Below are 25379 nucleotides of genomic sequence, written 5' to 3'. Positions count from 1 at the left end.
CTCCGCCGGCCCTCCGCGGGCGGGCCGGCCCGCCCGCGGAGGGCCGGTCAGGCGATGCCCCGGCGGTCGAGCTCCTCGTCCAGCGCGAGGGCCGCGTCGATCAGCGCGAGATGGGTGAACGCCTGTGGGAAGTTGCCCAGTTGCTCACCGGAGGGCCCGATCTCCTCCGCGAACAGGCCGACGTGGTTGGCGTAGGTGAGCATCTTGTCGAAGGCGTACCGGGCCCGCTCGATCCGGCCGGCCCTGGCCATGGCCTCGACATAGAGGAAGGTGCAGAGGTTGAAGGTGCCCTCGGAGCCGCGCAGCCCGTCGGGGGAGGCGGCCGGGTCGTAGCGGTAGACCAGGCTGTCGCAGACCAGTTCGCGGTCCATCGCGTCCAGGGTGGACAGCCAGTCCGGGTCGGTGGGGGAGAGGAAGCCGACCTTGGGCATCAGCAGCAGCGAGGCGTCGAGCACCTCGGTGCGGTAGTGCTGGGTGAACGCCCGGCGCTCGGGGTTCCAGCCGCGCTGAACGATCTGGCGCAGGATGTCGTCCCGTTCGGAGGTCCAGCGGTCCAGGTCCGCCGGGCGGGCGTGGGCGCGGGCGAGCCGGATCGCCCGGTCGAACGCCACCCAGCACATCAGCCGGCTGTAGGTGAAGTCCTGGCGGCCGCCCCGGGTCTCCCAGATCCCCTCGTCCGGGCGGTCCCACTGCTCGGTCAGCCAGTCGACCATCCGGCGGAAGGCGTCCCAGCCGCGCAGCGCCCCCATGTCGCCGTTGCCGTCACCCTCGCCGGCCGCGAACGCGAACGCCGCCTCGCCGTAGATGTCCAGCTGGAGCTGGTCGGCGGCGCCGTTGCCGATCCGCACCGGGGCGGAACCCCGGTAGCCCTCCCAGTGCGGCAGCGTCTCCTCGCCCAGCAGGCGTTCGCCGTCCACCCGGTACATGATCCGGAGGCCGTCGTGCTCGGCGCCGGCGCTCTCGATCCGCTCCCGGACCCAGTGGCGGAAGGCCTGGGCCTCCTCCCGGAAGCCGAGGCCGATCAGGGTGTGCACGGACAGCGAGGCGTCACGGATCCAGGTGTAGCGGTAGTCCCAGTTCCGCTCGCCGCCGACCTGTTCCGGCAGGCCCGCGGTCGCGGCGGCGATCGGGGCGCCGGTCGGGTGGTAGCTGAGCAGTTTCAGCGTGATCGCCGAGCGGTCCACCATCTGCCGCCAGCGGCCCCGGTAGGTGGACGCTCTGAGCCACTCGTACCAGAACGAGCGGCAGGTGTCGAAGGCCGCGCGGACCGTCCGGTCGTCCGGGGGCGCGGGCGGCTCGGCGCCGGAGGGCAGGGCGGTCAGGCACACGGTCGCCGTTCCCCCCGCCTCCAGGACGAACCGGGCGGTCGCGTCGGCCCCGTCCGGGCGCAGCACCACCGGCCCGGTGGCCTGCACGCACAGGTCCTGCCCGGGCCCGCGCAGACGCACGCCGCGGTCGTCGAGCACGGACAGGGTGTGGTCGGCGCGCCCGTAGTCGAACCGGGGCCGGCACTCCAGGAGGAACGGCACCCGGCCGCGGACCACCCGGGCGGTCCGGACGATCCGGTGCAGGTCGCCCGGGGCCGGCGAGGTGTCGGGCAGCATGAAGTCGACCACCTCCGCCACCCCGTCGGGGGAGAGGAAGCGGGTGACCAGGATCGCCGTGCCGGCGAGGTACAGCTGCTTCACCGTGACGTCGGGCGACGCCTCCCGGTCGACGGCGAGCCGGCACCGGCCGCCCCCGGCGGCGTCCAGCAGGGCGGCGAACAGGCTGGGGGAGTCGAACCTCGGGGCGCACCACCAGTCGATGTCCCCCGCCGTGGAGACGAGGGCGGCGGTCTGGAGGTCGCCGATCACACCGTGCTCGGCGATCGGGGGGTAGGCACTCATGACGGGGACTCCCCTGGCGGACGGAGGGACTGCCGGCGCCGCCACCGTACGGACCGCCGCCGGAACGGCGGATCACCCGCGGTGGGTGACCGGCGGACCGGTCCCGAGCGACCGGTCCGTCCGAGGCGGTCCGCTCCCCGCACGCTCACCTCACCGGGGTGATGCGGCGGGCGCCGCGCGGCGGCGAGACTGGACGCCACCGCCGAGGCGAAGGGAGCCGGCCCCATGCGCTACGAGATCCGGGTGTCCGGCGTACTGCAGGAGACGACCCGCCGGGAGGGCTTCCCGGAGCTGGCGAGCGCGGTCGTCCCGGACCAGACGGTGCTGGTCGGCGAGGTGGTGGACGAGGCCCACCTGTACGGGCTGCTGAACCGGTTCCAGGCGCTCGGGCTGACGGTCACGGAACTGCGCCGGCTGCCCGAGTGAGCCGTTCGGGCCCGGTCCGGCTCAGGGCGCGTCGAGCAGCCGCAGCCGGGTGGCGGTGCGCACCGCGTCCCGGCGGCTGGCCGTCCGGAGCTTGCGGTTGACGCTCTTGAGGTGCGTCTTGACGGTGTTCGGCGACACGTACAGCTCCTCGGCGATCTCCTGGGTCGACAGCAGCCGTGCGGCGCAGAGCAGGATCTCCCGCTCCCGGCCGGTCAGCGGCTCGACCGGCGCTCCCGCGACCGGCCCTCCCGCGACCGGCGCCGGCCCGGCGTCCGCCTTCCGCCCCGGAGCCGGGTCGCGGGCGGGCGGCCGCAGATCGGCCGGCAGCCAGCCGTGGGCGGCCGCCACCCGGGGGAGTCCGCGCAGCCGTCGGCGCACCCAGGGCGCCGACTCGCGGAACGGGCGGCACAGCCGCTCGGGCTCGGCGGCGGCGAGGGCCTCGGTGAGCAGCCGGGCACTGTCCGGACCGTCCGGCTCGGCCTGCGCCAGCAGCAGAAGTGCCCGGGCACGGGTCGCGCCGCCCACGGCCGGGTCCTCGCGCAGGGCCCGCAGCCCGGCCAGGGTGTCCGACACGTCCCGGCCGGCCGCGAGCCGGGCCCGGGCGGCCACCACCAGGGACCCGGGCGTCCGGACCGGCACGTCGTCCAGGGCCGCGACGGCCTCCTCCGGCCGTCCGGCGGCCAGGTGCGCGGCGCAGGCCGTGACGGCGAGGCGTTCGCGGCTCCAGTCGGAGGCGCGCTCCCCGAGCCCGTGCCGCCGGGTCTCCTCCAGCAGCCGCAGCGCGCTGTCGGGCCGGCCCCGGGCCAGCTGGAGCCCGGCCCGGACCACGGCGTTGCCGAGCGCGACCACCGGGTCCCGGCCCGGCGTGCGAGCGCCGGCCGCCCGGTTCAGCGCCGTCCGGGCCTCGGCGGGCTCGTCGCGCTCCAGGGCGACGGCGGCCAGTACGAGGTCCCGGACCTCGGTGCGGCTGTCCGGCGGCAGACTGGCCCGGTCTGCCTCCTCGTCAGCCTCGCGCACCCGGCGCTCCGCCCGCCCCGGGCTGCCGCGCAGGTGTTCGATGAGCGCCAGCCGGCACAGCGCGTCGTGGCGCAGCCGGGCGGTGGTGGGCGAGAGCGGCGCCCGCGCGGCGCGTTCGAGTGCCTGGCGGGCCTCGTCCAGGCGCCCGTGCCAGAGCAACGTCGAGCCGAGGTCGGCGGCCACCAGGGTGAGCAGCTCGGGGTGGCGTGCCAGCAGCTCGGCGGGCACCAGGTGGCCGAGCTCCTCGGCCCGGCGGGCGGCCCGGTCGGCGAGCGCGGCCGAGCCGAGCAGCCGCGCGGCGCCGGTGCGCACCAGGACGGCGGCCAGCTGGAGCGGGGTCCGCTCGGCAGGCAGCAGCGGTTCGACGCGCTCCAGGATCCGCAGCGCGCCGGCGGCCTCGTCGCGGGTGAGGTGGACGGCCGCCCGGACCAGCTCGGCGGCCGGGCTGTGCTCGGTCGGCGGCATCCGGGTGAACAGCGCGCGCAGCCGGGTCGCGTCGCGCCCGGCCAGCAGCTCGCCGACGGCGTACTCGTCGACCAGCAGCCGCGCGGCCAGCGCCCAGTCCCCGGCCTCGGCCGCGTGGTCGAGCGCCGCCCGGTACTGCCCGTGGCCGGCGAGCCAGTGCGCGGCCCGCACCCGGAGCTCGTCGACCCGTTCCGGGGCGGCGGCGCGCAGGCGCAGGCGCAGGATCCCGGCGAACATCGGGTGCAGCCGGTACCAGCCGTCGGGCAGGGCGTCGGTGAAGGCGTTGTCGTGGTGCAGCCGCTCCAGGATCCGCCGCCCGTCGCGGCGGCCGGTGAGCGCGTCGGCGAGGTCGGGGTGGACCCGGCCCAGGATGCTGCAGCGCAGCAGCAGGTCCTGGGTCGGCGCGGGTTGGGTCCGCAGCACTTCGGCGAGCAGGAAGTCCGCCAGCGCGGCGGGACCGGCGTCGATCCGTCCGAGGTAGTCCTCGGGGTCGTCGGCGTCCTGCGCGGCGAGGGCGAGCAGCCGGACGCCGGCGGTCCAGCCGGACAGCGCGTGGTGCACGGCCCCGACGACTGCCGGGCCGACCCGCAGCCCGTGCCGTTCCAGCACGGCGGCCGTCTCGCCGCGGTCCAGCGCGAGCTCGCCGGCCCGGATCTCGGCCAGCTCGCCCGCGGCCCGGTAGCGGTGCAGGGGCAGCAGCGGTTCGCTGCGGCCGACCAGGACGAGCCGCAGCCGGCCGGCGGTGTGCCGGACCAGGTCGTGCAGCTGTTCGGCGAGCCGAAGGTTGTCGAGGTGCTCGCACTCGTCCAGGACCAGTACCAGCGGCCGGGGTAGGGCGTTGATCCAGGCGGCGAGCCGCAACAGCAGGGACGGCTCGACGTGCTCGGCCCGGGCGGGGGCGCCCACCTCCGCCGGCAGTCCGCCGACCCCGGTCTGCAGGGCCTCGCGGACATAGGCCCAGAAGGTGCCGGGCTGGTTGTCGCTCGGCTCCAGGGTGAGCCAGCCCACCGGGCCGGGGAGGCGGCCGCGGGCCAGCCAGTCGGCGACCAGCAGCGTCTTGCCGGCCCCGGCCGGGCCGTTGACCAGGGTCACCGGGCGGAGCGCGGCCGCGTCGAGGCGGCCGAGCAGGCGGTCGCGGTGCAGGAAGGCGGCGGCGGGCGGGTGGGGCGGCCGGACCCGGGTGGCGAGCATCGGGTCGCCGTTGGGCAGCCGGGCCGGGGCGGGCGGGGCCGCGACCTCCGGGAGGGTGTCCGCCGAGGGGACGGGGTCCGCCGCGGGGACGGGGGCGGCGGGCGCGGGGGCGAGTACCGGTGGGGAGGCGTGCCCGGTCCGGGAGAGCGGTTCGGGTGCTGCGCGGGTGTACGGCATGGGGCCACCGCCTGGTGGTTCCGCCCCCGGAAGGGCACGTCCGGGCGTGATGCGGGACGCGGTCCCCGGCGACGGGCGCCGCCGGACCGCCGGGGGGAACGTCCCTTCGACCGTAGTACGGCCCCGAGGCCGGGTGCCATCCGAGCCGCGTGCCCACCCGGGCCGAGCCGGGTGCCGACCCGGGCCGGGCAGGTCGGCACCGGTGCCCCGCCCGCCGGCCGGCCGGAGGTGGCCGGGCGGGCGGGGAGCGGCGAGGATCGCGGCAAGGACTCGGCGCGCCGGCCGAGCACAGCCCCCAGGAGGCCGCCGTGAGCGACCCCGGACCGGCACCCCGTCGCCGCGCCCCCGGCCCGCCCGGACCGGGCGCGGCCGCACCGGAGAAGCGGACCGACTACGCGGGCGCGGTCTACGGCTCGATGCTGGCGGCCTCCGTGATCGCCGCGTCCAGCGCGCAGGAGTCCCACCCGAGGCTGTCGCTCGTCCTGCTGCTGGTCATCACCGGGCTGGTCTTCTGGGCCGCCCATGTCTACGCGCACGTCGCCGGCCAGCGGGAGGCGGGGAAGGACGTGACGTTCCGCCAGGTGCGCCGGGTGGGCCGGCACGAGTGGCCGATCGTCGAGGCGGCGGCGCTGCCGGCGCTGGCGGTCCTGGTCAGCCCGTGGCTGGGCGCGGGGGAGAACGCCTGGCTCGCGCTGGCGGTCGCGGTCTCCCAGCAGGTGGCCTGGGCCGCCCTGGGCGCCCACCGGGCCGGCGCCCGACCGCGCCAGGTCGTCGCCGAGGGCGCCGTCAGCCTGGTCCTGGGACTGGTCATCGTCGCGGCCAAGGTCGTCGTCGGCCACTGACCGGCGCCACCGGGGCAGGGCGGTCCCGTCACCCGTTCGGCGGGACGGCCGGGCGCTCGTCCGCACCCGCGTTCCCGCGCCCGTCCAGCCGCTCGCTCACGTGCCCGTTCGCGGGCCCGGGCGGGTGCCGGGCAGACGGCCGGTGAACAGCAGCGCGCCGGCCGTGATGCAGGAGCAGGCGAGCACGGCGGCCTTGAGACCGTCGATCTGCGCGTCCTGGTAGTTCTCCACCACGGCCGCCGCCTCCGCCGGCGGCACGTCCGGACGCGCCGCCAGCGCGGCGGCCACCTGGTCGGCCGGGACGAAGGACAGGCCGGCCTCCACATGCACGGCGGTCTGCTGCGCGACGGCCCCCGAGACCCGGGGGTCGCTCTCGATCTGGCTGGTCACGGAGGTCGCGAGGGCGCCGATCAGGATCGCCCCGATCAGCGCCGTGCCGAGCGAGGAACCGAGGTTCTGCGAGGTGTACTGCAGTCCGCCGGCCTCGCTGCGCTCCTCCGGCAGCACGCTGGACTGCACCGTGTTGCCGAGCTGCGAGGCGAGCATCCCCATCCCGACGCCGAGCAGGGCCATCGCCCCGGCGAAGGAGGCGCCGTGCAGGTCCGGTCCGATGGCCGTGATCAGCCACAGCGTGGCGGCGAGCAGGACCAGCAGACCCGCCCTGGCGACGGTGCGGGGCGAGGCGAAGCGCAGCAGCAGGGTGCCCGACATCGAGGCGCCGAGCATCGTCACGGACACCGGCAGCAGCCGGAGGCCGGTCTCGAAGGCGTTCAGGCCCTGCACGACCTGGAGGTAGAGCGGGATGACGAAGAACAGGCCCAGCAGGACGGTGTTCTGGTTGAACAGGGTGATCAGCCCCGAACGCAGCGTCCGGTTGCCGAACAGGTCGAGCGAGACCAGGGGCGTGCGGCCCCGGCTCTCGCGCCGGCGTTCGTGGACGCAGAACGCGTAGGTCAGAGCGGCGCCGAGGGCGACGAGGAACAGGGTCGGCGCGAAGCTGAGCACGGTGAACGGCGGGTTGCGCGGCCGGACCCAGCCCCAGGTGCCGCTCTGCAGTACGGCCAGCACCATCAGGGCCAGGCCCGTGGCGGACAGCACGACGCCGAGCAGGTCCAGCCGGGGCGGGTCGGTCGGCCGGGGCTGCGCCGGTATCCAGCGCATCAGCAGCAGGATCGTCACGACCAGCACCACTTCGCCGGCGAACACCAGCCGCCAGGTCAGATAGGTGGTCACCCAGCCGCCGAGCAGCGGGCCCACCGCGATGCCCGCACCCGCCAGGCCGCCGATCACGCCGTAGGCGACGGCTCGGTCGCGGCCGGAGTAGGAGCCGGCCACCAGGGCGGCGAGCGCGGGCAGCACCAGGGCCGCCCCCAGACCCTCGATGACCGACCAGCCGAGGGCGAGCACCCCGACCGTGGGCGCCACCGCGGTCAGCCCCGAGCCGACCGCGTACACGGCCAGGCCGATCACGAAGACCCGGCGGCGCCCGTACATGTCGCCGATCTTGCCGCCGGTCAGCATGAAGGCCGCCATCACCAGGGTGTACAGGGTGATGACGGCCTGGATGGCGGTCACCTCGGTGTCGAAGTCCTCGACCAGCTGGCTGATCGAGACGTTCATCACCGAGGCGTCCAGCACCATCAGGAACTGGGCGGTGCCGAGGACGACGAGGGGCTTCCAGCGGTTCGCCATGGTCAGCTGCCGAGGATCCGGGCCTTCTGCGCGGCGAACTCCTCCTCGGTGAGGACCCCCTGCTCCTTGAGCGTCGCGAGGTCCTTGAGCTGGTCCAGCTTCTCCTCCATGGTCGCCGGGGCGGGCGCCGCGGCGACCGGCGGGGGCGCGGCCTGGGCGGCGGGGGCGGGTTCGGCGTAGGACTCCTGCCTCGCCCAGCGGCCGGCCTGGCGACGGGAGACTCGGTTGGAGACGGCGGTGGCCGTTCCGGCGACGACCGCGGTGCGGGCGACGCCACGTAGCAGTCCGGGCATGGCTTCCTGCCTGGGGTGAGGGAGATCGGGGGTGGAGTGGGGCCGGGGGGTGGGGCCGGGCGGGGTCAGCCGGTGGCGTCGAGCTCCTCCAGCGCGTCCAGCACCTCCAGGAGGTCCTGGACCGGGACGCGGCCACTGGCGACCATGCGGGCGTCCGCCCGCCGCAGGGCGGCGGCCAGCGGGGCCGCCCACCGGTTCTCGTAGAGGAGCACCACGGCGGAGTCGCCGGGCTCCAGGAGCAGGCCGGCCTCGGTGACGTCGGCGTCCCCGAGCAGACCGGAGGAGGCGCCCTCGAAGACCGTCAGGTCGAGGACCCCGTCGCCGTCCACGTCGGCCAGTTCGACGGCGGTGACCGTGCCGTCCTCGTCCTTGCGGACGAAGATCAGGTCGAGGATCCGGACGATGTCGCGATCGACCAGGTCGACGAGCAGCGGCAGGCCCTCGCCGCTGAGGTGGCTGCCGGGGAACGCGATCACCAGGTAGTCGATGGGGCCGAGGTCCACCGGTTCGGATTCGTCCGCCCCACCGGGCGCATCGGGTGCGTTGCTCACGTCGGCTCCTCCTGGCGTGCGGGTGCGGTCCGGCCGGTCGGGGGCGCCGGTCGGGGGCCGGTCCGGGCGCCGCCCGGACACCTACCCGGAGCGACGCTAACCCGCCGTCCCGGGCCACCGGCTCACCTGTTCGGGGTGACGGTGAAGCGGGGTGCCGGGTTGCCGGAGCAGCGGATCGCCGGGGTGCCGGAGTTACGGAGTTGCGGGGCTCCGGTACCGGCCGTCGGGCGGCGCCCGGTACCGCCCCGGGTCACCCCGCTGGGTCAGCCCTGCTCGCCGAGCGCCGCGCCGGGCCCTTGGCTGGGTGCACCGGTGTTCGCGCCTCCCGGCGCCACCGGTCCGCCCGGGGCGCCCCCTGACCCCGGGCCGCCCAGGACGAGGAGTCCCGCCCATGCCACCGACCGAGCCCGGCCCCGCGCAGCCAGGCCCCGCGCAGCCCGGCCGCCCGGACAGCGTCGAACTGGACGCGCTGCACCGCCGGGTCGCCGAGCTGGAGGCGGACGCCCGGACCAGGAAGGAGCACCACCGGCTGCGCACCACCGGCTCGGTGGTCCTGGTGGTGGTCGCGTCGGTGCTGTCGCTGCTGGCGGTCGTCGCGGTCTGGGCCCACGACGAGATCACCGACACCGACCGGTTCGTCGCCACCATGGCGCCGCTGGCCCACAACCCCGACGTGCAGAACGCCCTGGCCAACCGGATCACCGACGCCGCGACCGAGCAGGTCGACGTCAAGTCCCTGGTGAACGACCTGTCCCAGGCCGCCGCCGAGCAGGGTGTGCCGCCCCGGCTGGCCCAGCTGCTGGGCGGTCTGACCGGCCCGCTGGAGGGGGCGCTGACGAACCTGGTGCACGCCGCCGCCGAGCGGGTGGTCACCAGCGACGCCTTCGCCACCGTCTGGGAGGAGGCGGTCCGGGCCGGGCACGCCACCATGGTCAAGGCCCTGACCGGCGAGGGCGGTGGCGCGGTGGTGCTGAAGAACGACGAGGTCGTGATCGACATCGGGCCGATGGTGGACCGGGTGAAGACCGCCCTGGTCCAGGCCGGGTTCGCGCCCGCCGCCAAGATCCCGGAGGTGCACACCGAGTTCGTGGTGTTCTCCTCGCCCGACCTCGCCAAGATCCGCGGCGGCTTCCGGCTGCTGGAGATCCTCGGCTGGTGGATGCCGGTGATCACGGTCCTGGTCGCGGCGGGCGCGGTGTTCACGGCCGTCAACCGCCGCCGCGCGCTGGCCGGCGCCGCTCTCGGCATCGCGGCGGCGATGCTGCTGCTCGGCCTCGCCCTGACGGTGTTCCGCTCCTACTTCCTGGACCACCTGCCCACCGACGCCTCGCCCGCCGCGGCCGGCGCCGTCTACGACGCGCTGGTGACCTATCTGCGCACCTCGGTGCGGGTGGTCGGCTTCCTGGCCCTGGTGGTGGCGCTCGGCGCGTTCCTCGTCGGCCCCTCGAGGGCCGCCGTCACCGTGCGTTCGGTGGCCGGGCACGGGGTGGCGGCGCTGCGTTCGGCGGCCGACTCGGCGGGTTTCCGGGCGGGTCCGGCGGAGCGCTTCGTCCGCCGCTACAAGCGCTGGACGGGCGTGGCGATCCTGGTCGTCGCCGCCGTGCTGTTCGCGTTCTGGGACCACCCGACGGCGATGGTGGTGTTCTGGTTCGCCGTGGTCGTGCTGGCGGCGTTCGCGGTCCGGGAGTTCCTCGCCCCCGCCTACCGGACCGCCGCTCCGGCCGAGCCGCCGCCCGCCCCCGGGCCGCCCCCGGGGCCGCCGACCCCGCCGGTGCCGCCCGCACCGCCGGGTCCCCCGACCGTGACGGCCCAGGGCCCCTGACGGACCGGGCGCCGGACTCCGGGCCCGTCCCCGGTCACTCCAGCACGAGCGCCTTGGCGCGCTGGTACTCGTCCTCCGTGATGGAGCCGTCCCGCCGCAGCTCGGCCAGCCGGGCGAGTTCCTCGGCGGCGCTGGGCTTCTTGGCCTCGGACCCGGCCGCGTCCCGCACGTAGTCCCGGAACTCGGCGTCCGCCTGCTTCACCCGGGCCGCCTCCCGCATCCCCATGCCCTTGCCCCGGGCGATCAGGTAGACGAACACGCCCAGGAACGGCAGCAGGATCAGCAGTACGCACCAGCCGGCCTTGCCCCAGCCGCCGACCGAGTCGTCCCGGAAGAGGTCCCCGAACACCCGGAACAGGAGCATGAACCAGAGGATCCACAGGAAGATCCACATGGTCGTGAGGAAGATGTTCAGCAGTGGGTAGTCGTCCATCGCCTGCCTCCGGAGTGCGAGCCGACCGGGCCACCGGGCACCGGGGTCCGACCCCCCGTGGCCCACGGTGACGCCCGCCGCCCGGGCGCGCACCACCCGGGGCGGGTGAGGCGGGGACCGGCGCGGGCGCCCCGGGGCTCCGCCCGGCTCACCCTGCGGGCGCCGGCCTCACTCGGGCCAGTCCGAGCCGAGGATCACCTCGACGAAGTCGCCCCGTTCGAAGCCCGGGACGAAGTGCGCCAGGACATCGGTCTTGACGTTGCCGAAGGTGGTGGCCGGGCGGTCCCTGATGCCCTCGGTGAACGCGGCGAGGATCCGGTTCTTGAAGTCCGGCCGGGGGTGCGCGGCCGTGACGGCGGCGCGCTGCTCGTCGCTCACGGCGTGGTAGCCGATGCCGAGGACGTCCAGCTCCACACCCCGGGTGACCAGCGCGATCTCGGGTGCCATGTGCAACGGGACCTCCGGGGTGGTGTGCAGGGCGATCGCCGTCCACACCCGGTCGGCCGGCTCGCCGGTGATGCCGTGGGCGTGCAGGAACCGCCGCGCCTCCTCGGCGCCGTCGATCTCGAACCGCCGGTCGGTCCGGGCGAACCGCGCGGTCAGCCCGAGGTCGTGGAACATCGCCCCGACGTAGAGCAGCTCGGGGTCGAAGTCCAGCCGCTGTTCGGCGCCGCGCAGCGCCCCGAACAGGAACACCCGGCGGGAGTGGTCGAACAGCAGCGGCGAGGCGGCGTCCCGCACCAGCTCGGTCGCCTGCCGGGCCAGGGCGCTGTCCGGGACCCGGACTCCGGCGATGGTCTCGATCATCTCGACTTCCCCATTCCCTTGCTACGTCCGGAAGTTCGGGAACTTCCGGACCTTCGGTGCTTCGAAGGCACCTCGGTGGACTCCTCCACTCTCGCGCGGCGGCGTAGCCTGGTGCCATGTCCTTTCTGCCCTCTGCACCACGGATCCGGACATGACGGGGCGGGGCCCGGCCGGCCGGGTCGCGTTCCTCGTGTTCGACGAGCTGACCCTGCTCGACCTCAGCGGTCCGCTGGAGGTCTTCCACCAGGCCGGTGCGCTCGGTCACCCGTACCCGACCGTCCTGGTCTCGCCCCTGGGCGGCACCGTCACCGCCGCCAACGGTGTCGCCCTGGCCGGGACCGTCGCCCCGGCCGACGCGGGCCCGCTGGACACCCTGGTGATCGCCGGGGCCGAGCACCTCGCCACCCGGGGGCCCGGCCGGGAACTCCTCGCCGCGGCCGGGGAGCTCACCGCGCGGGCCCGCCGGGTCGCCACGGTCTGCAGCGGCGCCTTCGTCCCGGCCGCGCTGGGACAGCTGGACGGCCGCCGCGCCACCACCCACTGGCGGCACGCCGCCGCGCTGGCCCGGCGCCACCCCGAGGTGCGCGTGGAGCCCGACGCGCTGCACCTGCGCGACGGCCGCTTCCACACCAGCGCGGGCATCACCGCGGGCATCGACCTCGCCCTCGCCCTGGTCGAGGACGACCACGGCGCCGACGCCGCCCGGGGCGTCGCCCGCGAACTCGTGATGTTCATGCGGCGCCCCGGCGGCCAGTCCCAGTTCGCCACCGCCGCGGCGGGCCCGCCGGTCCGGGGCGAGCCGCTGCGTGCCGTCACCGATGCCGTCCTGGCCGACCCGGCGGCCGACCACGGCCTGCCCGCGATGGCCGCCGCCGCGGCGGTCAGCACCCGTCACCTGACCCGGCTGTTCCGGGCCGAGCTGGGTACCACCCCGGCCCGCTGGGTCGAGCGGGTGCGACTGGAGCGCGCCCAGCAGCTGCTGCTGGACGGTCTCGGTGTCACCGCGGCCGCCCGGCGCAGCGGTCTGGGCAGTGACGAGAGCCTGCGCCGGGCCTTCGCCCACCACCTCGGCACCACCCCCTCCGACTACCGCCGACGGTTCGGCACCACCCGGCTCCCACCGCGCTGACCTGCGAAGCCCGTGCCGCCGACCACCGGCGGCACGGGCTTCGGCATGTCCGGACCGGGCTCCGTCGTCACGTTGTAACGTTTTCGCTCTGCACGACGAAAAACTTTCGAAAACTGTTGTTAACCCTCCATGGGCTGGCTAGATTCACTCCCGTTCCCGCGATCAGCGGAACGGCGGCGGCACCGATCGGTGGTGCGTCGCAGTCGGTCGGGACCGCCGTGTGCGGCGCGGTCCCGAGCAGAGCGAAGGAGCTCCGGACATGAGTGGCAGAATCGTGGGCGGGCCGAGCCGGCGCGGATTCCTCAAGGGGATCGGCGCGGCCGCGGTGGCCGCCGGCGGGGGTTCGGTCCTGGCCGCGTGCGGCGGTTCGGACTCCGGCGGGGGAGACTCCGGCGGTTCCGGCGAGCTGTCCGGCTCGGTCACCGTGTGGAGCTGGAAGAACCCGGCGGCCGAGCTCAAGGCCCTGGTCCCGGCCTTCAACGCCGTCCACCCCAAGGTCAAGGTGACCGTCCAGGACATCGGCAACCCGGCGATCTGGGACAAGATCACCATCGCCATGGCCGCCGGCGGCCAGGGCCTCGCCGACGTCCTGCACATCGGCGTCGACTACCTGCCCGGCTACATCGAGAAGTTCCCCGGCGGCCTCGCGGACCTCGGCGCACTGGGCGCCGACAAGTACTCCACCGCCTTCGCGCCGGGCCTGTGGCAGACCGTCTCCCGCCAGTCCAAGGTCTACGCCCTGCCGTGGGAGGCCAACGCGAGCGGCTTCTTCTACCGCTCCGACCTCTTCCAGAAGGCCGGCGTCGACGCCGCCTCGCTCGCCACCTGGGACGACGTCATAGCCGCGGGCAAGAAGGTCAAGGAGGCCACCGGCACCGCGCTGCTGGCCGTGGACCGCTCGGCCTCGCAGGCCGACTCGGCCAACCTGTTCCAGCTGCTGCTCCAGCTCCAGGGCACCTTCTACTTCAACATCGACGGCAAGATCACCATCAACTCGCCGGAGGCCGTCCGGGCGCTCACCCTGATCAAGGAGATGAACGACGCCGGGCTGCTGCTCGACGTCCAGGGCTCGCCCGGCGCGCCGGGCTACGACTCCGCGGTCAAGGCCGGCGAGGTCGCCGTCTGCCCCAACCCCGCCTGGTACGGCGGCTACATGGAGTCCCTCGCCGCCGACCAGAGCGGCAACTGGCGCCTGATGCTCCCGCCGGCCGTCACCCCCGGCGGCTCGCGCTCCGCGATCGTCAACTCCACCCACCTGGCCGTCGCCGGATCCAGCAAGAACCAGCGGGCGGCGTTCGCCTTCGCCGAGTTCGCCCTCACCCGCCCCGAGTCCCAGGTCCCGATCTACCAGAACAAGGGCATCTTCCCGGCCCTGCTCAAGGCCTACGACGACCCGGCCTTCCACACCGAGAGCGCCTTCTTCGGCGGCCAGAAGTACGCCGAGGTGCTCCTGGAGGAGCTCTCCAAGCCATCCGTGCCGACCAACTACACCGCCGACTACGCCCGGGCGCTGAAGGTCGTCTGCGACGCCCAGACCAAGGTCCTGCTCCAGGGCGCCGACCCGGCGACCGTGCTGCGCGCCGCCGCCGACCAGCTCGTCCAGCAGACCCTGAGGGCCCAGGCATGACGACCGCCGCACCGGCGAGGGCGGGAGCCGGACCCCACCCCGGACCCGCCGCCGCCCCGGCCCGCCGGCGGGCGGGCCGGGGCGGCGGCGCCCGCCTGGCGCCGTACCTCTTCGTCCTCCCCGCCCTCGCGCTCTTCGCCGCCTTCCGGCTCTACCCGGTGGTGTGGTCCTTCGTCCTCAGCCTGTACCGGACCGAGGGCACCACCCAGACCTGGACCGGCCTCGGCAACTACGAACGGCTGCTGCACGACCCGCTGTTCTGGAAGGCCCTCGGCAACACCGCGCTGATCCTGGTGGTCCAGGTCCCGGTCATGCTCGCGCTCGCACTGGGCCTGGCCGTGGCGCTCAACTCGGCGCTGCTGCGCTGGAAGCCGCTGTTCCGGCTGGGATTCTTCCTGCCGGTGGTGACCGGCCTGGTCACCTACGGCCTGATGATGGGAGCCCTGCTCAACCAGGACTCCGGCGCCGTCAACTGGCTGCTCCAGCTGGTCGGTCTGCCCGAGGTGCACTGGCTCAACGACCCGTTCTGGGCCCGGGTGTCCATCATGCTCGCGCTGACCTGGCACTACACCGGCTACAACGCGGTCATCTACCTCGCCCGGCTCCAGTCGATCCCGGCCGAGCACCACGAGGCCGCCGCCGTCGACGGCGCCGGCCCGCTGCGCCGGTTCTGGCACGTGACCCTGCCCGGCCTGCGCCCCGCCCTGCTGCTGACCGTGGTGCTGTCCACCATCGGCACCCTGCAGCTGTTCGACGAGCCGTTCATCATGACCGGCGGCGGCCCCGACAACGCCACCACCACCATCGGCGTGTACCTGTACCAGACCGGCTTCCGGTACTTCGACTTCGGCTACGCGTCCGCCATCGGCTACGCGCTGGTCCTGATCATCTCGCTGTTCGGCCTCGTCCAGGTCAAGCTCGCCAAGGAGGAGGACTGATGCCGGCCACCACCAGCCCCGCGTTCCGCGCGTCCCGACGCGGCCAGGTGCTGCTCACCGCCGGGATGCTCGCGCTGCTCGCGTTCACGGTCGCCCCGCTGTACTGGCTCGCGATCGCCTCCACCCACACCTCGCACGACATCTTCGGCCGACCGCCGCAGCTGCTGCCGGGCGGCGAGCTGGGCACCAACCTCGGCCACCTGGAGGAGTCCGTCGGCTTCGGCCGGGTGGTGCTCAACTCCCTGATGCTGTCGGTCACCTACACCGTGCTCGGCGGGATCGTCTGCACCCTGGCCGGCTACGGCTTCGCCAAGTTCCGCTTCCGCGGCCAGGGCCTGATGTTCTCCGTGCTGCTGCTCGCCCTGGTGGTGCCGACCCAGCTCACCATCGTCCCGCTGTTCAAGATGATGGTGAACCTGGACTGGCTCAACACCTACCAGGCCGTGCTGCTGCCCAACCTGGCGCTGCCGTTCGGCATCTTCCTGATGCGCCAGTCGATGGGCTCGCTGCCGGACGAACTGCTCCAGGCCGGCCGGATCGACGGCTGCGGCGAGCTGCGGCTCTTCCTGCGGATCGCCCTGCCGACCATGCGTCCGGCGCTCGCGGCGCTCGCCATGTTCCTGTTCCTGTTCCAGTGGAACGACTTCCTGTGGCCGCTGATCGCGCTGCGCGACCCCGCCTCGTACACCATCCCGGTCGCCCTGGCGGCGCTCACCGGCAGCTCCGACGTCGACTACGGCCAGCTGCTCACCGGCACCGCCGTCGCGGCGGTCCCGATGGCCGTGCTCTTCCTGTTCCTGCAGAAGCACTTCGTCTCCGGGATGCTCGCCGGGGCCGTCAAGCAGTGACGACCACCGCAGCGCCCGGCACCGGCACCCCCGGTAGTACTCCCGTCCCCGCCCCGACCCCGACCCGAGAGAGGCCCGCCGTGCAGACCGGCTCCATCGACCTCGCCGCGCTGCCCACCTTCACCCCGGACCAGTGGGAGGGCGGTGCGCACGAACTGCTGTTGCAGGGCGCCCGGATCACCGTCCAGGCCACGCCCGGCACCGTCGAGACGGCCCACGGGGCCGACACCACGGCCACCGGGGCCGACGCCACGGACACCACGGCCCACGGCGCCGACGACACCGCCTGGAACAGCGCCGGGATCACCGCCACCGCCGACACCGAGGTGACCGTCCGCCTGGACGTCCCGCTCGGCGACGCGGCCGGCTTCTGGCACCCCAACGCCGGCTGGGAGCGCACCCTGCCCGCCGACTGGTCGCCCTGGCGCCCGGTCTCCCTGGTGGACTCCGCCCCGGTGGGCTGCCTGTACGACACCGCCGGGCGCACCCTGCTCGCCTTCGCGGCCGACCGCACCGTCCGCCAGACCGCCGTCCGGTTCGGCGTCAGCGAGGAGCACAAGCGCTTCGGCGTCTGGCTGCGCTTCCCGCTGGCCGCGGGGGAGAGCTTCCGGCTGCGGCTCGCCGCGCCCGGCGCGACCCTGGCCGCCGCCCTGCGCGACCTGCGGGAGTGGTTCGCCGCCCTGCCCGGCGGCGCCCCGATGCCCACGCCCGACTTCGGCCGCACCCCGGTGTACTCCACCTGGTACGCCTTCGCCCAGGACGTGACCGCCGCCGGGGTCGAGCGGGAGGCCGTGCTCGCGGCCGAACTCGGCTGCGGGCAGCTCTTCCTGGACGACGGCTGGCAGCGGCACGGCGACGGCCGGGGCTACGCGGGCTGCGGCGACTGGACCGCCGACCCGGTCAAGTTCCCCGACCTGCGCGCCCACGTCGAGACCGTCCGGGCGGCCGGCCTGCGCTACACCGCCTGGATCGCCCCGCTGCTGCTCGGGGCGCGGGCCGAGGCCCACCGCGACTGGGCCCGGTACGCCCCGCACTACGTGCACCGGCTGGACTGCCGGATCCTCGACCCGCGCCACGCCGAGGTCCGCGAGCACGTCGTCCGGGTCTGCCGCGACGCCGTCGCCGACTACGGCCTGGACGGGCTGAAGATCGACTTCCTGGACGAGGCCGTGGCCTACGGCGCGGCCCCCGTGCCCGAGGACGCCGGCCCGGGCTTCGTCGCCGACGTCGGCGAGGCGATGGCCCTGCTGCTCGGCCTGCTCCGCGAGGAGCTCCGGGAGCTGCGGGGCGACGAGTTCGTGATCGAGCTGCGCCAGCGCTACACCGGCCCGGCGATGACCGCCTACGGCAATCTGCTGCGCGCGATCGACTGCCCGGCCGACGCGGTGGCCAACCGGGTCCGCACCCTGGACATCGCCATGCTCGCCCCCGGCGGCGCCGTCCACTCCGACATGCTGATGTGGGACCCGCAGGGCCCGCCCGAGGTGCTCGCCCGGCAGGTCCACGGCGCGCTCCACTCGGTGCCGCAGATCTCCGCCCGGCTCACCGGACTCCCCGCCGCGCACCGGGAGGCGCTGGCGTTCTGGCTGGCCACCTGGCGCCGGCTCGCACCCGCCCTGACCGGCGGCCACTACGAGCCCGGCCGTCCGGACGAGCTGTACCCGCAGGTCACCGCCCGGCACGGGGAGCAGTGGGTGGTCACCGCCTACGACGAGCGACCGGTCACCCTGCCCACCGGCCTCTGGCGCGACCTCACCCTGGTGAACGCCTCGACCGCCGGCCGGCTGCTGCTGGAGGTCGGGGGGCCCGCCCGCAGGGTCCGCATCCAGCCCCACGACGCGGCCGGCCGCCCCGGTCCCGAGCTGCTGCTGGACCTCGCGGCGGGCCTGCACTCGGTCGCCGTCCCGGCCGGCGGTCTGTGCGACGTCACCGAGGCCACGGGATGACATAGTTACGGCCGACCGGCCAAACGATCAACGCATTGGGGGCAGGGAAGTGGAGCACGAGAAAATCGGGATCACCGAGGTCGCGCAGCACGCCGGTGTCAGCGTGGCCACCGTCAGTCGGGTGCTCAACCGCAAGGCCGGCGTCTCGCAGAAGACCCGTCAGCTGGTCGAGCGCGCCATGGAAGAGGTCGGCTACGAGCGCGGCACCGCCTCCGGCGGCATCGTCGGGGTGATCACCCCGGGGCTGTCGATCCCGATCTTCGGCGCGATGGCGGAGCGGATCGGCCTCGCGCTGGCCCCGCACGGCCTGCGGGCCGTGGTCTGCCCGGCGCTGCCGGGCGGCGTCCAGGAGCGGGACTTCCTGAAGTCCCTGCTGGACCTCGGCGCCAGCGGAATAGTGTTCTGCTCCGCCAGCAACACCCTGGAGAACTTCGACCCCGAGGTGCTCCAGCTGCTGGAACACCGTCCCGTCCCCTATGTCTGCATCAACGGCCGGTTCGAGGACAGCCCCTCGGTCGCCTTCTCCACCGACGACGCCTACGCGGCCGAGCTGTCGGTGCGCCATCTGCACGGGCTCGGCCACCGCCGGATCGCGATGGCGGCCGGACCGGTCGGCAACCGCCCCACCGACCGGAGGGTGGCCGGCTACCGGGCCGCGATGACGGCGCTCGGCCTCGGCGAGGACGAGCAGCTCGTGGTGCACCAGACCTACTCGGTCGAGGGCGGCCAGTTCGCCGCCGAGCAGCTGCTCGCCCGAGGCGTCACCGGGATCGTCGCCGCCAGCGACCAGATGGCGCTCGGCGCGATCCGGGCGATCCGCCGGCAGGGCCTGTCCGTCCCCGAGGACGTCTCCGTGATCGGCTACGACGACGGCCCCCTGATGGAGTTCACCGATCCCCCACTGACCACGGTGCGCCAGCCCGTCGACCGGCTGGCCGCCGAGGTCGCCCGGGCCCTGGTCGGTCTGCTGTCGGGCCACCAGGTCCCGGTCGGCGAACTGATGTTCCAGCCGGAGGTGGTCGTGCGCGGCACGACCGCCCCCCACCACCCCCGACGGCCGCCTGCCTGAGGCCGCCGGGGGCGCCCCTTCCACAACGATGTCGGAGGATACGTTGCCCCACCCCGTTCCCCGTCGCAGCGCGCCCCGCGTCCACGCCCACCTGGGCCTGGTCTCCCTCGCCGCGAGTGCCCTGACCCTGCTCCCCGCCGGCGCGGCCCGTGCCGCCGGTGAGCCGGTGGCCGCCGGAGCCGCCTACACCGTCGCGTCCGTTGCCGGCGGCCAGTGCCTGGGCGGTCTGTGGGCCGCCGGCACCGACCGCACCCCGGTCGTGCAGCAGCCCTGCCAGGGCCTCCTCGGCCAGCGCTGGCAGTTCACCCCCAACGGCCGCGGCGGCTACCGGATAGCCGACCGCTCCGCCCCGCAGTCCTGCCTCAACGTCGAGGGCGCCTCCACCGCCCCCGGCGCGGCGCTGATCGAGTACGCCTGCGACGACTCGGCCAACGAGCAGTTCACCCTGGAGAGCGCGGCGAACGGCGCCTTCCTGGTCCACCCCGCCAACAGCGCGCTCTGCCTCGACCTGCCGAACGGCACCCCCACGCCGAACGCGCGGATCCAGCAGTACACCTGCCACGGCGGCGTCAATCAGCAGTGGCTGCTGACCCGGGCCGACCCGCTGGTGTTCGGCGACCCGGGCTTCGAACAGAACGGCAGCGGCTGGACGTTCGGCCCCCACACCGGCACCGCCGGGAACAACGCGCACCGCGGCTCGCGGGCCGCCTACCTGGACGCCGGCACCGGCTACCGGATCAGCCGGAGCACCACCGCGCCGCAGGCCGGCGGTTACGACATCGGCGCCTGGATCGCCTCCGGCGCGGCCGGCGGCACCCTGACCGTGCAGGTCAACGGCGCCACCGCGGGCACGGTGACGATCCCCTCGCAGCGCGTCTACGCCCAGTACACGGTGTCCGGCGTGCGGGTGGCGGCGGGCGACACCGTCACCGTGGCCGTCGACTCGGCGCCCGGCGGCTGGGTCAACGTCGACGACGTCACCGTGGCCCCCGCCGCCCCCAACGCGCCGCGGATCACCTCCTCCGACGCCACCGTCACGGCGATGTTCGAGTGGGCCCGGGCCAAGGCGAACGCGTTCAGCTCGCAGCCCGGCGCCACCGGTCCGCTCAACGCGGACGAGGGCAACACCGGCGGCAGCGGCCAGGGCGTCCAGGCCGCCTCCTACTGGGCCGGCTACCCGTACCGCTCCGCCTTCTACTCGCGGGACTTCGCCCACCAGGTGGTCGGCGCCCACCTGCTCGGCCTCGACGGGGCCACCAAGACGATGCTCCGCTCCTTCGCCTCCTCGGCGGCCGGCGCCCCGGACCACATGCCGTACTGGGCGGTCAACTTCGACGCGAAGACCCCGCTGTCGATCGACTACCACAGCCCGACCTCGTTCGTCCGCGAGCTCCCCGCCGCGTTCGAGCTGGCGCAGAAGATCGACGAGGCGTACCGCTGGACCGGTGACACCGACTACCTGAACGATCCGGCGATGTCCGGCTTCGTCGCGAGCACCGTGGGTCCGTACATCACCGGCCACACCGGTCCGATCGACAACGGCTCCGTCCCCGTCGCCCAGGCCACCAGCGGCGACATCTTCCAGGGCGTCGCCAGCTACAACGAGAACGGTGCCACGCTCGCCGAGTCCGGCGACGCCATCGCCTCCCAGTACCGCGCCTACCTGTCCGCCGCCGCGCTGGCCACCGCCAAGGGCGACACCGCCACGGCCGCCGGGCTGACCACCAAGGCAGCCACCCTGAAGTCCTACTTCAACTCCACCTGGAGCGTGGACCCGGCGAACCCCGGCCGGGTGGTGCGCGCCTACGACGTCAACGGCACCGCGTACAGCGACTGGGGCAAGGAGAACTCCTGGTTCGTCCCGCTCAAGGGGATCATGGACCCGGGTGCCCGGCAGAACGACTACCTGGCCTGGATCGACGCCCAGGCCTCCGGCAGCGGCGCGCCGGAGAACCTGGAGGCCGCCACCTACCTGCCCGACGTCTTCTTCGCCCACAACCAGCCCGACAACGGCTGGAAGTGGATGCGTTACGTCTACGACCGGGCCGGCGCCCTGCACAGCACCGGGCGCTTCCTGAACGGCGACTACCCGGAGATCGCCTTCACCCTGCTCGGCCAGACCGTCCAGGGTCTGCTGGGCGTCCAGCCCGACGCCGCCGGCCGGGCGCTCACCACCGCCTCCGGCCTGCCCGCCGGCATGGGGTGGCTGCAGCTGAGCTCCGTCCCCGTCGGCACCGGCACGGTGACCCTGCGCCACGACGGCGGTACCCGGTCGACGCTGACCAACACCTCCGCCGCCGGCAGTCTGACCTGGACCGCCCGGTTCACCGGCGTCCACAGCGGCATCACCGTCGACGGCGCCGCGCAGACCGCCCGCACCGTCACGGTCGACGGAACGGTGTACACCTACGCCACGGTGACCGTCCCGGCCGGTCGCACCTCGGTCGTCGAGGTCACCGGCTGACAGACCCCCGGCCGGGGCGCGGGATTCCCCCACGCCCGCGCCCCGGCCGGGAACCCGAGGGTCCGCGGACGAGGGCGGGCTCCACCGGCCTGCGCCGGGTGGAGCCCGCCCTCGTCCGCGTCGCCGGCTCCGTAGCGCCCGGCCGCCTCCCGGGTCAGGACGGGGGCCCGCCGGGGGGAGGCGGCAGGAGATCGAGCCCGATCGCCTCGGCCGCGACGGTCATGGCGGCGTCGAAGTACGCCGGGCAGTCCGTGATCACCTTGTTCAGATGGCCGAACAGCTCGAAGCTGATCGTGCCGATCAGCGAGACCCACAGGGTCAGCGACCGTTCCACCAGGTCCGCGTAGGGTGCGGCCGGTGCGCCGCCCGCACTGTCGAGCACCTGCTGGGCGACGAGTCTCGGCCCGGGGAGCGGCCGCGCGGGGGGTCGCAGGAGGCCCGAGGCGTGCGCCTCGACGACAAGAGCGGCCATCAGACGGGTGACCCGGGTGGCGGGGTCGACCGTGTCGGTGGGGGCCTGGTAGCCGGGGACGGGCGAGCCGTAGACCAGGGCGAACTCGTGCGGGTGGAGCAGGGCCCACGCGCGGACCGCGCGGCACGCGGCGAGCCACCGGCCGCCCGGACCGGCGGGAGCGGCGGCCGCCGCCCCTGACTCCGCGGCCTCGCCGATCGCGTTGAACGCGTCGATGATCAGCGCGGTGAGCAGCGCGTCCCGGCTGGGGAAGTAGCGGTACAGCGCCGAGGAGGCCAGGCCCAGGTCACGCGCCACCGCGCGGAGCGAAAGCGCGGCCGCCCCGGTCTCGGCGAGCTGGCGGGTGGCGGCTTCCTTGATCGCGCGAGTGAGCTCGGCGCGGGCCAGTTGCCGCGCGGTCTGCGATGCCGTCATGCCGTGCAGTCTCTCATTCAAGAGCAGTGCGCACAATCGAGAGCACTGCTCTTGACTTCTCCCGGCCGCTTCGAGAACACTCCTCCCCGAAGAGAGAGCACTGCTCTCTCAACTCTCCAGGAGGACCTCCATGGCACGGCACATCGTCATCGGCAAGGGCCCGGTCGGCGCCACCACGGCACGACTGCTCGAGGAACAGGGGCACGAGGTCGTCCTCGTGAGCCGTTCCGGCGGCGACGGGAGCACGGCGCTCGACGTCACCGACACGGCGGCGCTCGGGCGGGCCGTCAGGGGCGCCGAGGTGATCTACAACTGCGCGAGCCCGCTGTACCACCGGTGGCCCACCGACTGGCCGCCGATCGCGAACGCGCTCCTCGACGCGGCGGAGTCCGCCGGCTCGGTACTGGTGACGACGGGCAACCTGTACGGCTACGGTCCCGTCGACGTCCCCATGACGGAGGACCTGCCGCTCGCGGGCGCCGGCCCCAAGGCCCGGGTCCGCGTCGGCATGTGGCGCGACGCGCTGGCCCGGCACCGGGCGGGCCGGATCCGTGTCGCGGAGGCGCGGGCCTCGGACTTCTTCGGGCCCGGCGTCACCGGTAACGGCCACCTCGCCCAGCGGATGATGCCCGCGCTCCTGGCCGGCCGTGCGGTCAGGGTGATGGGCGACCCGGACGCGCCGCACAGCTTCACCTATGTGCCCGACATCGCCCGCGCGCTCGTACGGCTCGGCGCCGACGAGCGGGCCTGGGGGCGCGCCTGGCACGTTCCCACCGCGCCGCCGCTGCCGATCCGGGACGCGGTCGGGCGGCTGTGCCGGCTGGCGGATCTGCCGCCGGCCGGGGTCGGCCGGATCCCCTGGTGGCCGCTCCACCTGGCCGGTCTGGTCAACCCGATGCTCGGGGAACTGCGGGAGGTGCGGTACCAGTTCGACCGGCCGTTCGTGGTCGACTCCCGGGCGTACACCGCGACCTTCGGCGAGGCGCCGACCCCGGTCGACGAGGCGCTGGGCGCGACCGTCGAGTGGTGGCGCGCACGGCTGGGCCGGTAGCGCCGGCTGCCCGGCTCCGGCCGTCGGTCCGTCGGGCCGTGCAGATCCTGCGGCGAGGTCGGGAGAAGGCCGAAGCCGCGTTCGCCGCATCGACTCCGAGCACGGCGTGGCGCAGCGCGACGCGGTGCCGTCCGCCCACTGCCCGCCCACCGAGGAAATGATGACGATCCGCCACTGGCACCGCCCGCTGGTCCTGCTCGCCGCCGCGACGGCGGCCCTCGCCCTGGTGTCCGCCGTCGGGCTCGCGGTCGACGACCGGATCCTGGTCGGCGAACCGATCTGGCTGAAGCCCTTCAAGTTCTCGCTCTCCATCGCGGTCTATTCGGTGACCCTCGCGTGGATGCTGTCCCTGGCGCGCACCACCCCCCGCTGGGTCCGGTGGCTCGGGACGGTGATCGTCGCCGCGAACGCGATCGAGACGGTGGTGATCGTCGGCCAGGTGCTCCGCGGCAGGCGGAGCCACTTCAACGTCGCCACGCCGCTGGACGCCGGCCTCTGGTTCGTGATGGCCGCCTCGATCGTCACGCTGTGGCTGGCGAACCTCGGCATCGCGGCCAGGTCGTTCCGCGAGCGGACCGGGGACCGTGCGGCGACCTGGTCCGTCCGGCTCGGCCTGCTGCTCGCGGTGGTGGGCATGGCGCTCGGCTTCCTCATGACCGGTCCGACGCCCGCCCAGCTCGAAGCGATGCGCGGCGGGGCCGCCGTGGGCGTGGTGGGGGCGCACGGTGTCGGTGTCGCCGACGGCTCGCCCGGCATCGCCGTCACCGGCTGGAGCAGTACCGGCGGCGACCTGCGCGTCCCCCACTTCGTCGGCATGCACGCGCTGCAGGCCGTCCCGCTCTTCGCCTGGCTGCTGGCCGCCCTGTCCCGCCGGTTCCCGTGGCTGGCCGACGAACGGACGCGCCTGCGCCTGGTCCTGGTGGCGGGCGGGACCTTCGCGGGCGTGCTGGCGATACTGACCTGGCAGGCGCTGCGCGGCCAGTCGCTCGTCCGTCCCGACGGCGCGACCCTGACGGCCTCGGCCCTGCTGGCCGTCGGCGCGGTGGCGTCCGCGGTGGCGGTCGCCCGCCGCCGCCGTGTGCCGCCGGAGCCGTCCTGACCGGCCTGACCGGCCTGACCGGTCGCCCGGCGGCGGCGCGTCCGACGACGGCGCGACCGGCAGTCGGCCGCCGGAAGGGTCAGCCGGTGGGCCAGGCCCGCAGCAGGGCGTCGAGGGCGTCCAGGATCCGGGTCCAGCTGTCCTCGGCGGTGCGGGGGGTGTACTGGAACCCGCCGGAGCGTTCGAGGGCGACATAGCCGTGGAAGGTGCTGCCTAGCAGGCGGACGGCGTCCGTCTCGTCGGGCTCGGCGAGGTGGTAGCCGCGCAGGATGGCCCGGGTCATCTGCGAGTGGCGGACGGCCGCACTGGTGCGGGCGGTCTCCGGGTCGAGGTCCAGCTGCGCGGCGGCGTAGCGGCCGGGGTGCTCGTGGGCGTAGCCCCGGTAGGCGTCGGCGAAGGCCGTCAGGGCGTCCTTGCCGGCCCGGCCGGCCAGGGCGGCGGCGGCACGGTCGGCGAGTTCCTCCAGGGCCAGCAGGGCGATCCTGGTCTTGAGGTCCTGGGAGTTCTTGACGTGGGAGTAGAGGCTCGCGTCCTTGACGCCGAAACGCCGCGCGAGCGCGGAGACGGTCACCTTGTCGAAGCCGACCTCGTCGGCGAGCTCCGCCCCCGCCACCGTCAGCCGCTCGGTGTTCAGTCCCACCCGTGCCATGCCCGTCCTCTCGCTCACCTGGGGCCATAATACATTTGCCTAGGATGCCTAGGTAAATTACGTTGCTT

General features: G+C 74.5%; 21 protein-coding genes. 12 read left to right on the top strand and 9 right to left on the bottom strand.

Annotated features, from left to right (window positions below):
- Positions 1-47: 47 nt before the first annotated feature.
- The gene (locus ACIPYS_RS29010) at positions 48-1889 is read right to left on the bottom strand and encodes a glycoside hydrolase family 15 protein (RefSeq protein ID WP_400751469.1); all 1842 of its coding nucleotides are present in this window, start codon (positions 1887-1889) and stop codon (positions 48-50) included.
- 225 nt (positions 1890-2114) lie between these two features.
- Between ACIPYS_RS29010 and ACIPYS_RS29005 the strand changes: the two genes are divergently transcribed.
- On the top strand, positions 2115-2315 hold the full coding sequence (locus ACIPYS_RS29005) for a hypothetical protein (RefSeq protein WP_093864038.1): 201 nt from the start codon (positions 2115-2117) through the stop codon (positions 2313-2315).
- A 21-nt stretch (positions 2316-2336) separates the two neighbouring features.
- Here the strand turns inward: ACIPYS_RS29005 and ACIPYS_RS29000 are convergent, their stop codons facing one another.
- Entirely contained in the window at positions 2337-5165 is a 2829-nt protein-coding gene (locus tag ACIPYS_RS29000) for a LuxR C-terminal-related transcriptional regulator (protein ID WP_400751466.1), read from the bottom strand.
- Between the two features lie 308 nt (positions 5166-5473).
- On the opposite strand from ACIPYS_RS29000, the gene ACIPYS_RS28995 reads away from it, so the two are divergent.
- On the top strand, positions 5474-6007 hold the full coding sequence (locus tag ACIPYS_RS28995; protein ID WP_093864040.1) for a hypothetical protein: 534 nt from the start codon (positions 5474-5476) through the stop codon (positions 6005-6007).
- 96 nt (positions 6008-6103) lie between these two features.
- On the opposite strand, the gene ACIPYS_RS28990 is transcribed toward ACIPYS_RS28995, so the two are convergent.
- The 3 genes from ACIPYS_RS28990 to ACIPYS_RS28980 form a co-directional block, all read right to left on the bottom strand.
- A complete protein-coding gene (locus tag ACIPYS_RS28990) occupies positions 6104-7699 on the bottom strand; it encodes an MFS transporter (protein ID WP_400751462.1) in 1596 nt (531 codons plus the stop codon).
- Between the two features lie 2 nt (positions 7700-7701).
- A complete protein-coding gene (locus ACIPYS_RS28985) occupies positions 7702-7992 on the bottom strand; it encodes an SHOCT domain-containing protein (RefSeq protein ID WP_093864042.1) in 291 nt (96 codons plus the stop codon).
- Between the two features lie 65 nt (positions 7993-8057).
- The gene (locus tag ACIPYS_RS28980) at positions 8058-8543 is read right to left on the bottom strand and encodes a DUF6325 family protein (RefSeq protein WP_231978104.1); all 486 of its coding nucleotides are present in this window, start codon (positions 8541-8543) and stop codon (positions 8058-8060) included.
- Positions 8544-8934: 391 nt separating this feature from the next.
- Here ACIPYS_RS28980 and ACIPYS_RS28975 point away from each other — a divergent pair, with 391 nt between their 5' ends.
- On the top strand, positions 8935-10365 hold the full coding sequence (locus ACIPYS_RS28975) for a hypothetical protein (protein WP_400751457.1): 1431 nt from the start codon (positions 8935-8937) through the stop codon (positions 10363-10365).
- Between the two features lie 34 nt (positions 10366-10399).
- On the opposite strand, the gene ACIPYS_RS28970 is transcribed toward ACIPYS_RS28975, so the two are convergent.
- Both ACIPYS_RS28970 and ACIPYS_RS28965 read right to left on the bottom strand, forming a co-directional pair.
- Positions 10400-10798, bottom strand: coding sequence for a PLDc N-terminal domain-containing protein (locus ACIPYS_RS28970; protein ID WP_400751454.1), 399 nt, complete (start codon positions 10796-10798; stop codon positions 10400-10402).
- Between the two features lie 168 nt (positions 10799-10966).
- A complete protein-coding gene (locus ACIPYS_RS28965) occupies positions 10967-11605 on the bottom strand; it encodes an HD domain-containing protein (protein WP_400751451.1) in 639 nt (212 codons plus the stop codon).
- Positions 11606-11756: 151 nt separating this feature from the next.
- Between ACIPYS_RS28965 and ACIPYS_RS28960 the strand changes: the two genes are divergently transcribed.
- From ACIPYS_RS28960 to ACIPYS_RS28930, 7 genes are all read left to right on the top strand, one after another.
- Positions 11757-12734, top strand: a complete 978-nt coding sequence (locus ACIPYS_RS28960) for a GlxA family transcriptional regulator (RefSeq protein WP_093864045.1) — start codon at positions 11757-11759, stop codon at positions 12732-12734.
- Between the two features lie 259 nt (positions 12735-12993).
- Positions 12994-14361, top strand: coding sequence for an ABC transporter substrate-binding protein (locus ACIPYS_RS28955; RefSeq protein WP_400751447.1), 1368 nt, complete (start codon positions 12994-12996; stop codon positions 14359-14361).
- Positions 14358-15299: a carbohydrate ABC transporter permease gene (locus tag ACIPYS_RS28950; RefSeq protein WP_093864047.1), complete on the top strand. Its 942-nt coding sequence runs from the start codon at positions 14358-14360 to the stop codon at positions 15297-15299. The genes ACIPYS_RS28955 and ACIPYS_RS28950 overlap by 4 nt, the downstream gene beginning before the upstream one ends.
- The gene (locus ACIPYS_RS28945; protein ID WP_400751443.1) at positions 15299-16147 is read left to right on the top strand and encodes a carbohydrate ABC transporter permease; all 849 of its coding nucleotides are present in this window, start codon (positions 15299-15301) and stop codon (positions 16145-16147) included. The genes ACIPYS_RS28950 and ACIPYS_RS28945 overlap by 1 nt, the downstream gene beginning before the upstream one ends.
- A gap of 80 nt (positions 16148-16227) precedes the next feature.
- The gene (locus ACIPYS_RS28940) at positions 16228-18093 is read left to right on the top strand and encodes a glycoside hydrolase family 36 protein (protein ID WP_400751440.1); all 1866 of its coding nucleotides are present in this window, start codon (positions 16228-16230) and stop codon (positions 18091-18093) included.
- Between the two features lie 49 nt (positions 18094-18142).
- On the top strand, positions 18143-19162 hold the full coding sequence (locus ACIPYS_RS28935) for a LacI family DNA-binding transcriptional regulator (protein ID WP_093864050.1): 1020 nt from the start codon (positions 18143-18145) through the stop codon (positions 19160-19162).
- A gap of 43 nt (positions 19163-19205) precedes the next feature.
- The gene (locus ACIPYS_RS28930) at positions 19206-21626 is read left to right on the top strand and encodes an RICIN domain-containing protein (RefSeq protein ID WP_400751436.1); all 2421 of its coding nucleotides are present in this window, start codon (positions 19206-19208) and stop codon (positions 21624-21626) included.
- 154 nt (positions 21627-21780) lie between these two features.
- Here ACIPYS_RS28930 and ACIPYS_RS28925 read toward each other — a convergent pair whose 3' ends face one another.
- A complete protein-coding gene (locus ACIPYS_RS28925) occupies positions 21781-22512 on the bottom strand; it encodes a TetR/AcrR family transcriptional regulator (protein ID WP_400751433.1) in 732 nt (243 codons plus the stop codon).
- Positions 22513-22642: 130 nt separating this feature from the next.
- Between ACIPYS_RS28925 and ACIPYS_RS28920 the strand changes: the two genes are divergently transcribed.
- Together ACIPYS_RS28920 and ACIPYS_RS28915 are read left to right on the top strand one after the other, a co-directional pair.
- Positions 22643-23563: an NAD-dependent epimerase/dehydratase family protein gene (locus ACIPYS_RS28920; protein WP_400751430.1), complete on the top strand. Its 921-nt coding sequence runs from the start codon at positions 22643-22645 to the stop codon at positions 23561-23563.
- A 106-nt stretch (positions 23564-23669) separates the two neighbouring features.
- Positions 23670-24662 carry a hypothetical protein gene (locus tag ACIPYS_RS28915; protein WP_400751427.1) on the top strand — a complete coding sequence of 331 codons (993 nt, stop codon included), beginning with the start codon at positions 23670-23672 and terminating at the stop codon, positions 24660-24662.
- 79 nt (positions 24663-24741) lie between these two features.
- Here ACIPYS_RS28915 and ACIPYS_RS28910 read toward each other — a convergent pair whose 3' ends face one another.
- Positions 24742-25311, bottom strand: a complete 570-nt coding sequence (locus tag ACIPYS_RS28910; RefSeq protein ID WP_400751657.1) for a TetR/AcrR family transcriptional regulator — start codon at positions 25309-25311, stop codon at positions 24742-24744.
- Between the last annotated feature and the right edge of the window lie 68 nt (positions 25312-25379).

It is taken from the genome of Kitasatospora sp. NPDC089913 (assembly GCF_044748625.1).
Lineage (GTDB): Bacteria > Actinomycetota > Actinomycetes > Streptomycetales > Streptomycetaceae > Kitasatospora.
This window is presented reverse-complemented; position numbering and strand designations above follow the sequence as displayed.

Excerpts from the sequence above, each read along its gene's own strand:
- ACIPYS_RS28950 (WP_093864047.1), top strand. The coding sequence starts at position 14,358 with ATGACGACCGCCGCACCGGCGAGGGCGGGAGCCGGACCCCACCCCGGA.
- ACIPYS_RS28965 (WP_400751451.1), bottom strand. The coding sequence starts at position 11,605 with ATGATCGAGACCATCGCCGGAGTCCGGGTCCCGGACAGCGCCCTGGCC.
- ACIPYS_RS28975 (WP_400751457.1), top strand. The coding sequence starts at position 8,935 with ATGCCACCGACCGAGCCCGGCCCCGCGCAGCCAGGCCCCGCGCAGCCC.
- ACIPYS_RS29000 (WP_400751466.1), bottom strand. The coding sequence starts at position 5,165 with ATGCCGTACACCCGCGCAGCACCCGAACCGCTCTCCCGGACCGGGCAC.
- ACIPYS_RS28920 (WP_400751430.1), top strand. The coding sequence starts at position 22,643 with ATGGCACGGCACATCGTCATCGGCAAGGGCCCGGTCGGCGCCACCACG.
- ACIPYS_RS28970 (WP_400751454.1), bottom strand. The coding sequence starts at position 10,798 with ATGGACGACTACCCACTGCTGAACATCTTCCTCACGACCATGTGGATC.
- ACIPYS_RS28925 (WP_400751433.1), bottom strand. The coding sequence starts at position 22,512 with ATGACGGCATCGCAGACCGCGCGGCAACTGGCCCGCGCCGAGCTCACT.
- ACIPYS_RS28945 (WP_400751443.1), top strand. The coding sequence starts at position 15,299 with ATGCCGGCCACCACCAGCCCCGCGTTCCGCGCGTCCCGACGCGGCCAG.
- ACIPYS_RS28985 (WP_093864042.1), bottom strand. The coding sequence starts at position 7,992 with ATGCCCGGACTGCTACGTGGCGTCGCCCGCACCGCGGTCGTCGCCGGA.
- ACIPYS_RS28990 (WP_400751462.1), bottom strand. The coding sequence starts at position 7,699 with ATGGCGAACCGCTGGAAGCCCCTCGTCGTCCTCGGCACCGCCCAGTTC.
- ACIPYS_RS29005 (WP_093864038.1), top strand. The coding sequence starts at position 2,115 with ATGCGCTACGAGATCCGGGTGTCCGGCGTACTGCAGGAGACGACCCGC.
- ACIPYS_RS28960 (WP_093864045.1), top strand. The coding sequence starts at position 11,757 with ATGACGGGGCGGGGCCCGGCCGGCCGGGTCGCGTTCCTCGTGTTCGAC.
- ACIPYS_RS28955 (WP_400751447.1), top strand. The coding sequence starts at position 12,994 with ATGAGTGGCAGAATCGTGGGCGGGCCGAGCCGGCGCGGATTCCTCAAG.
- ACIPYS_RS29010 (WP_400751469.1), bottom strand. The coding sequence starts at position 1,889 with ATGAGTGCCTACCCCCCGATCGCCGAGCACGGTGTGATCGGCGACCTC.
- ACIPYS_RS28910 (WP_400751657.1), bottom strand. The coding sequence starts at position 25,311 with ATGGCACGGGTGGGACTGAACACCGAGCGGCTGACGGTGGCGGGGGCG.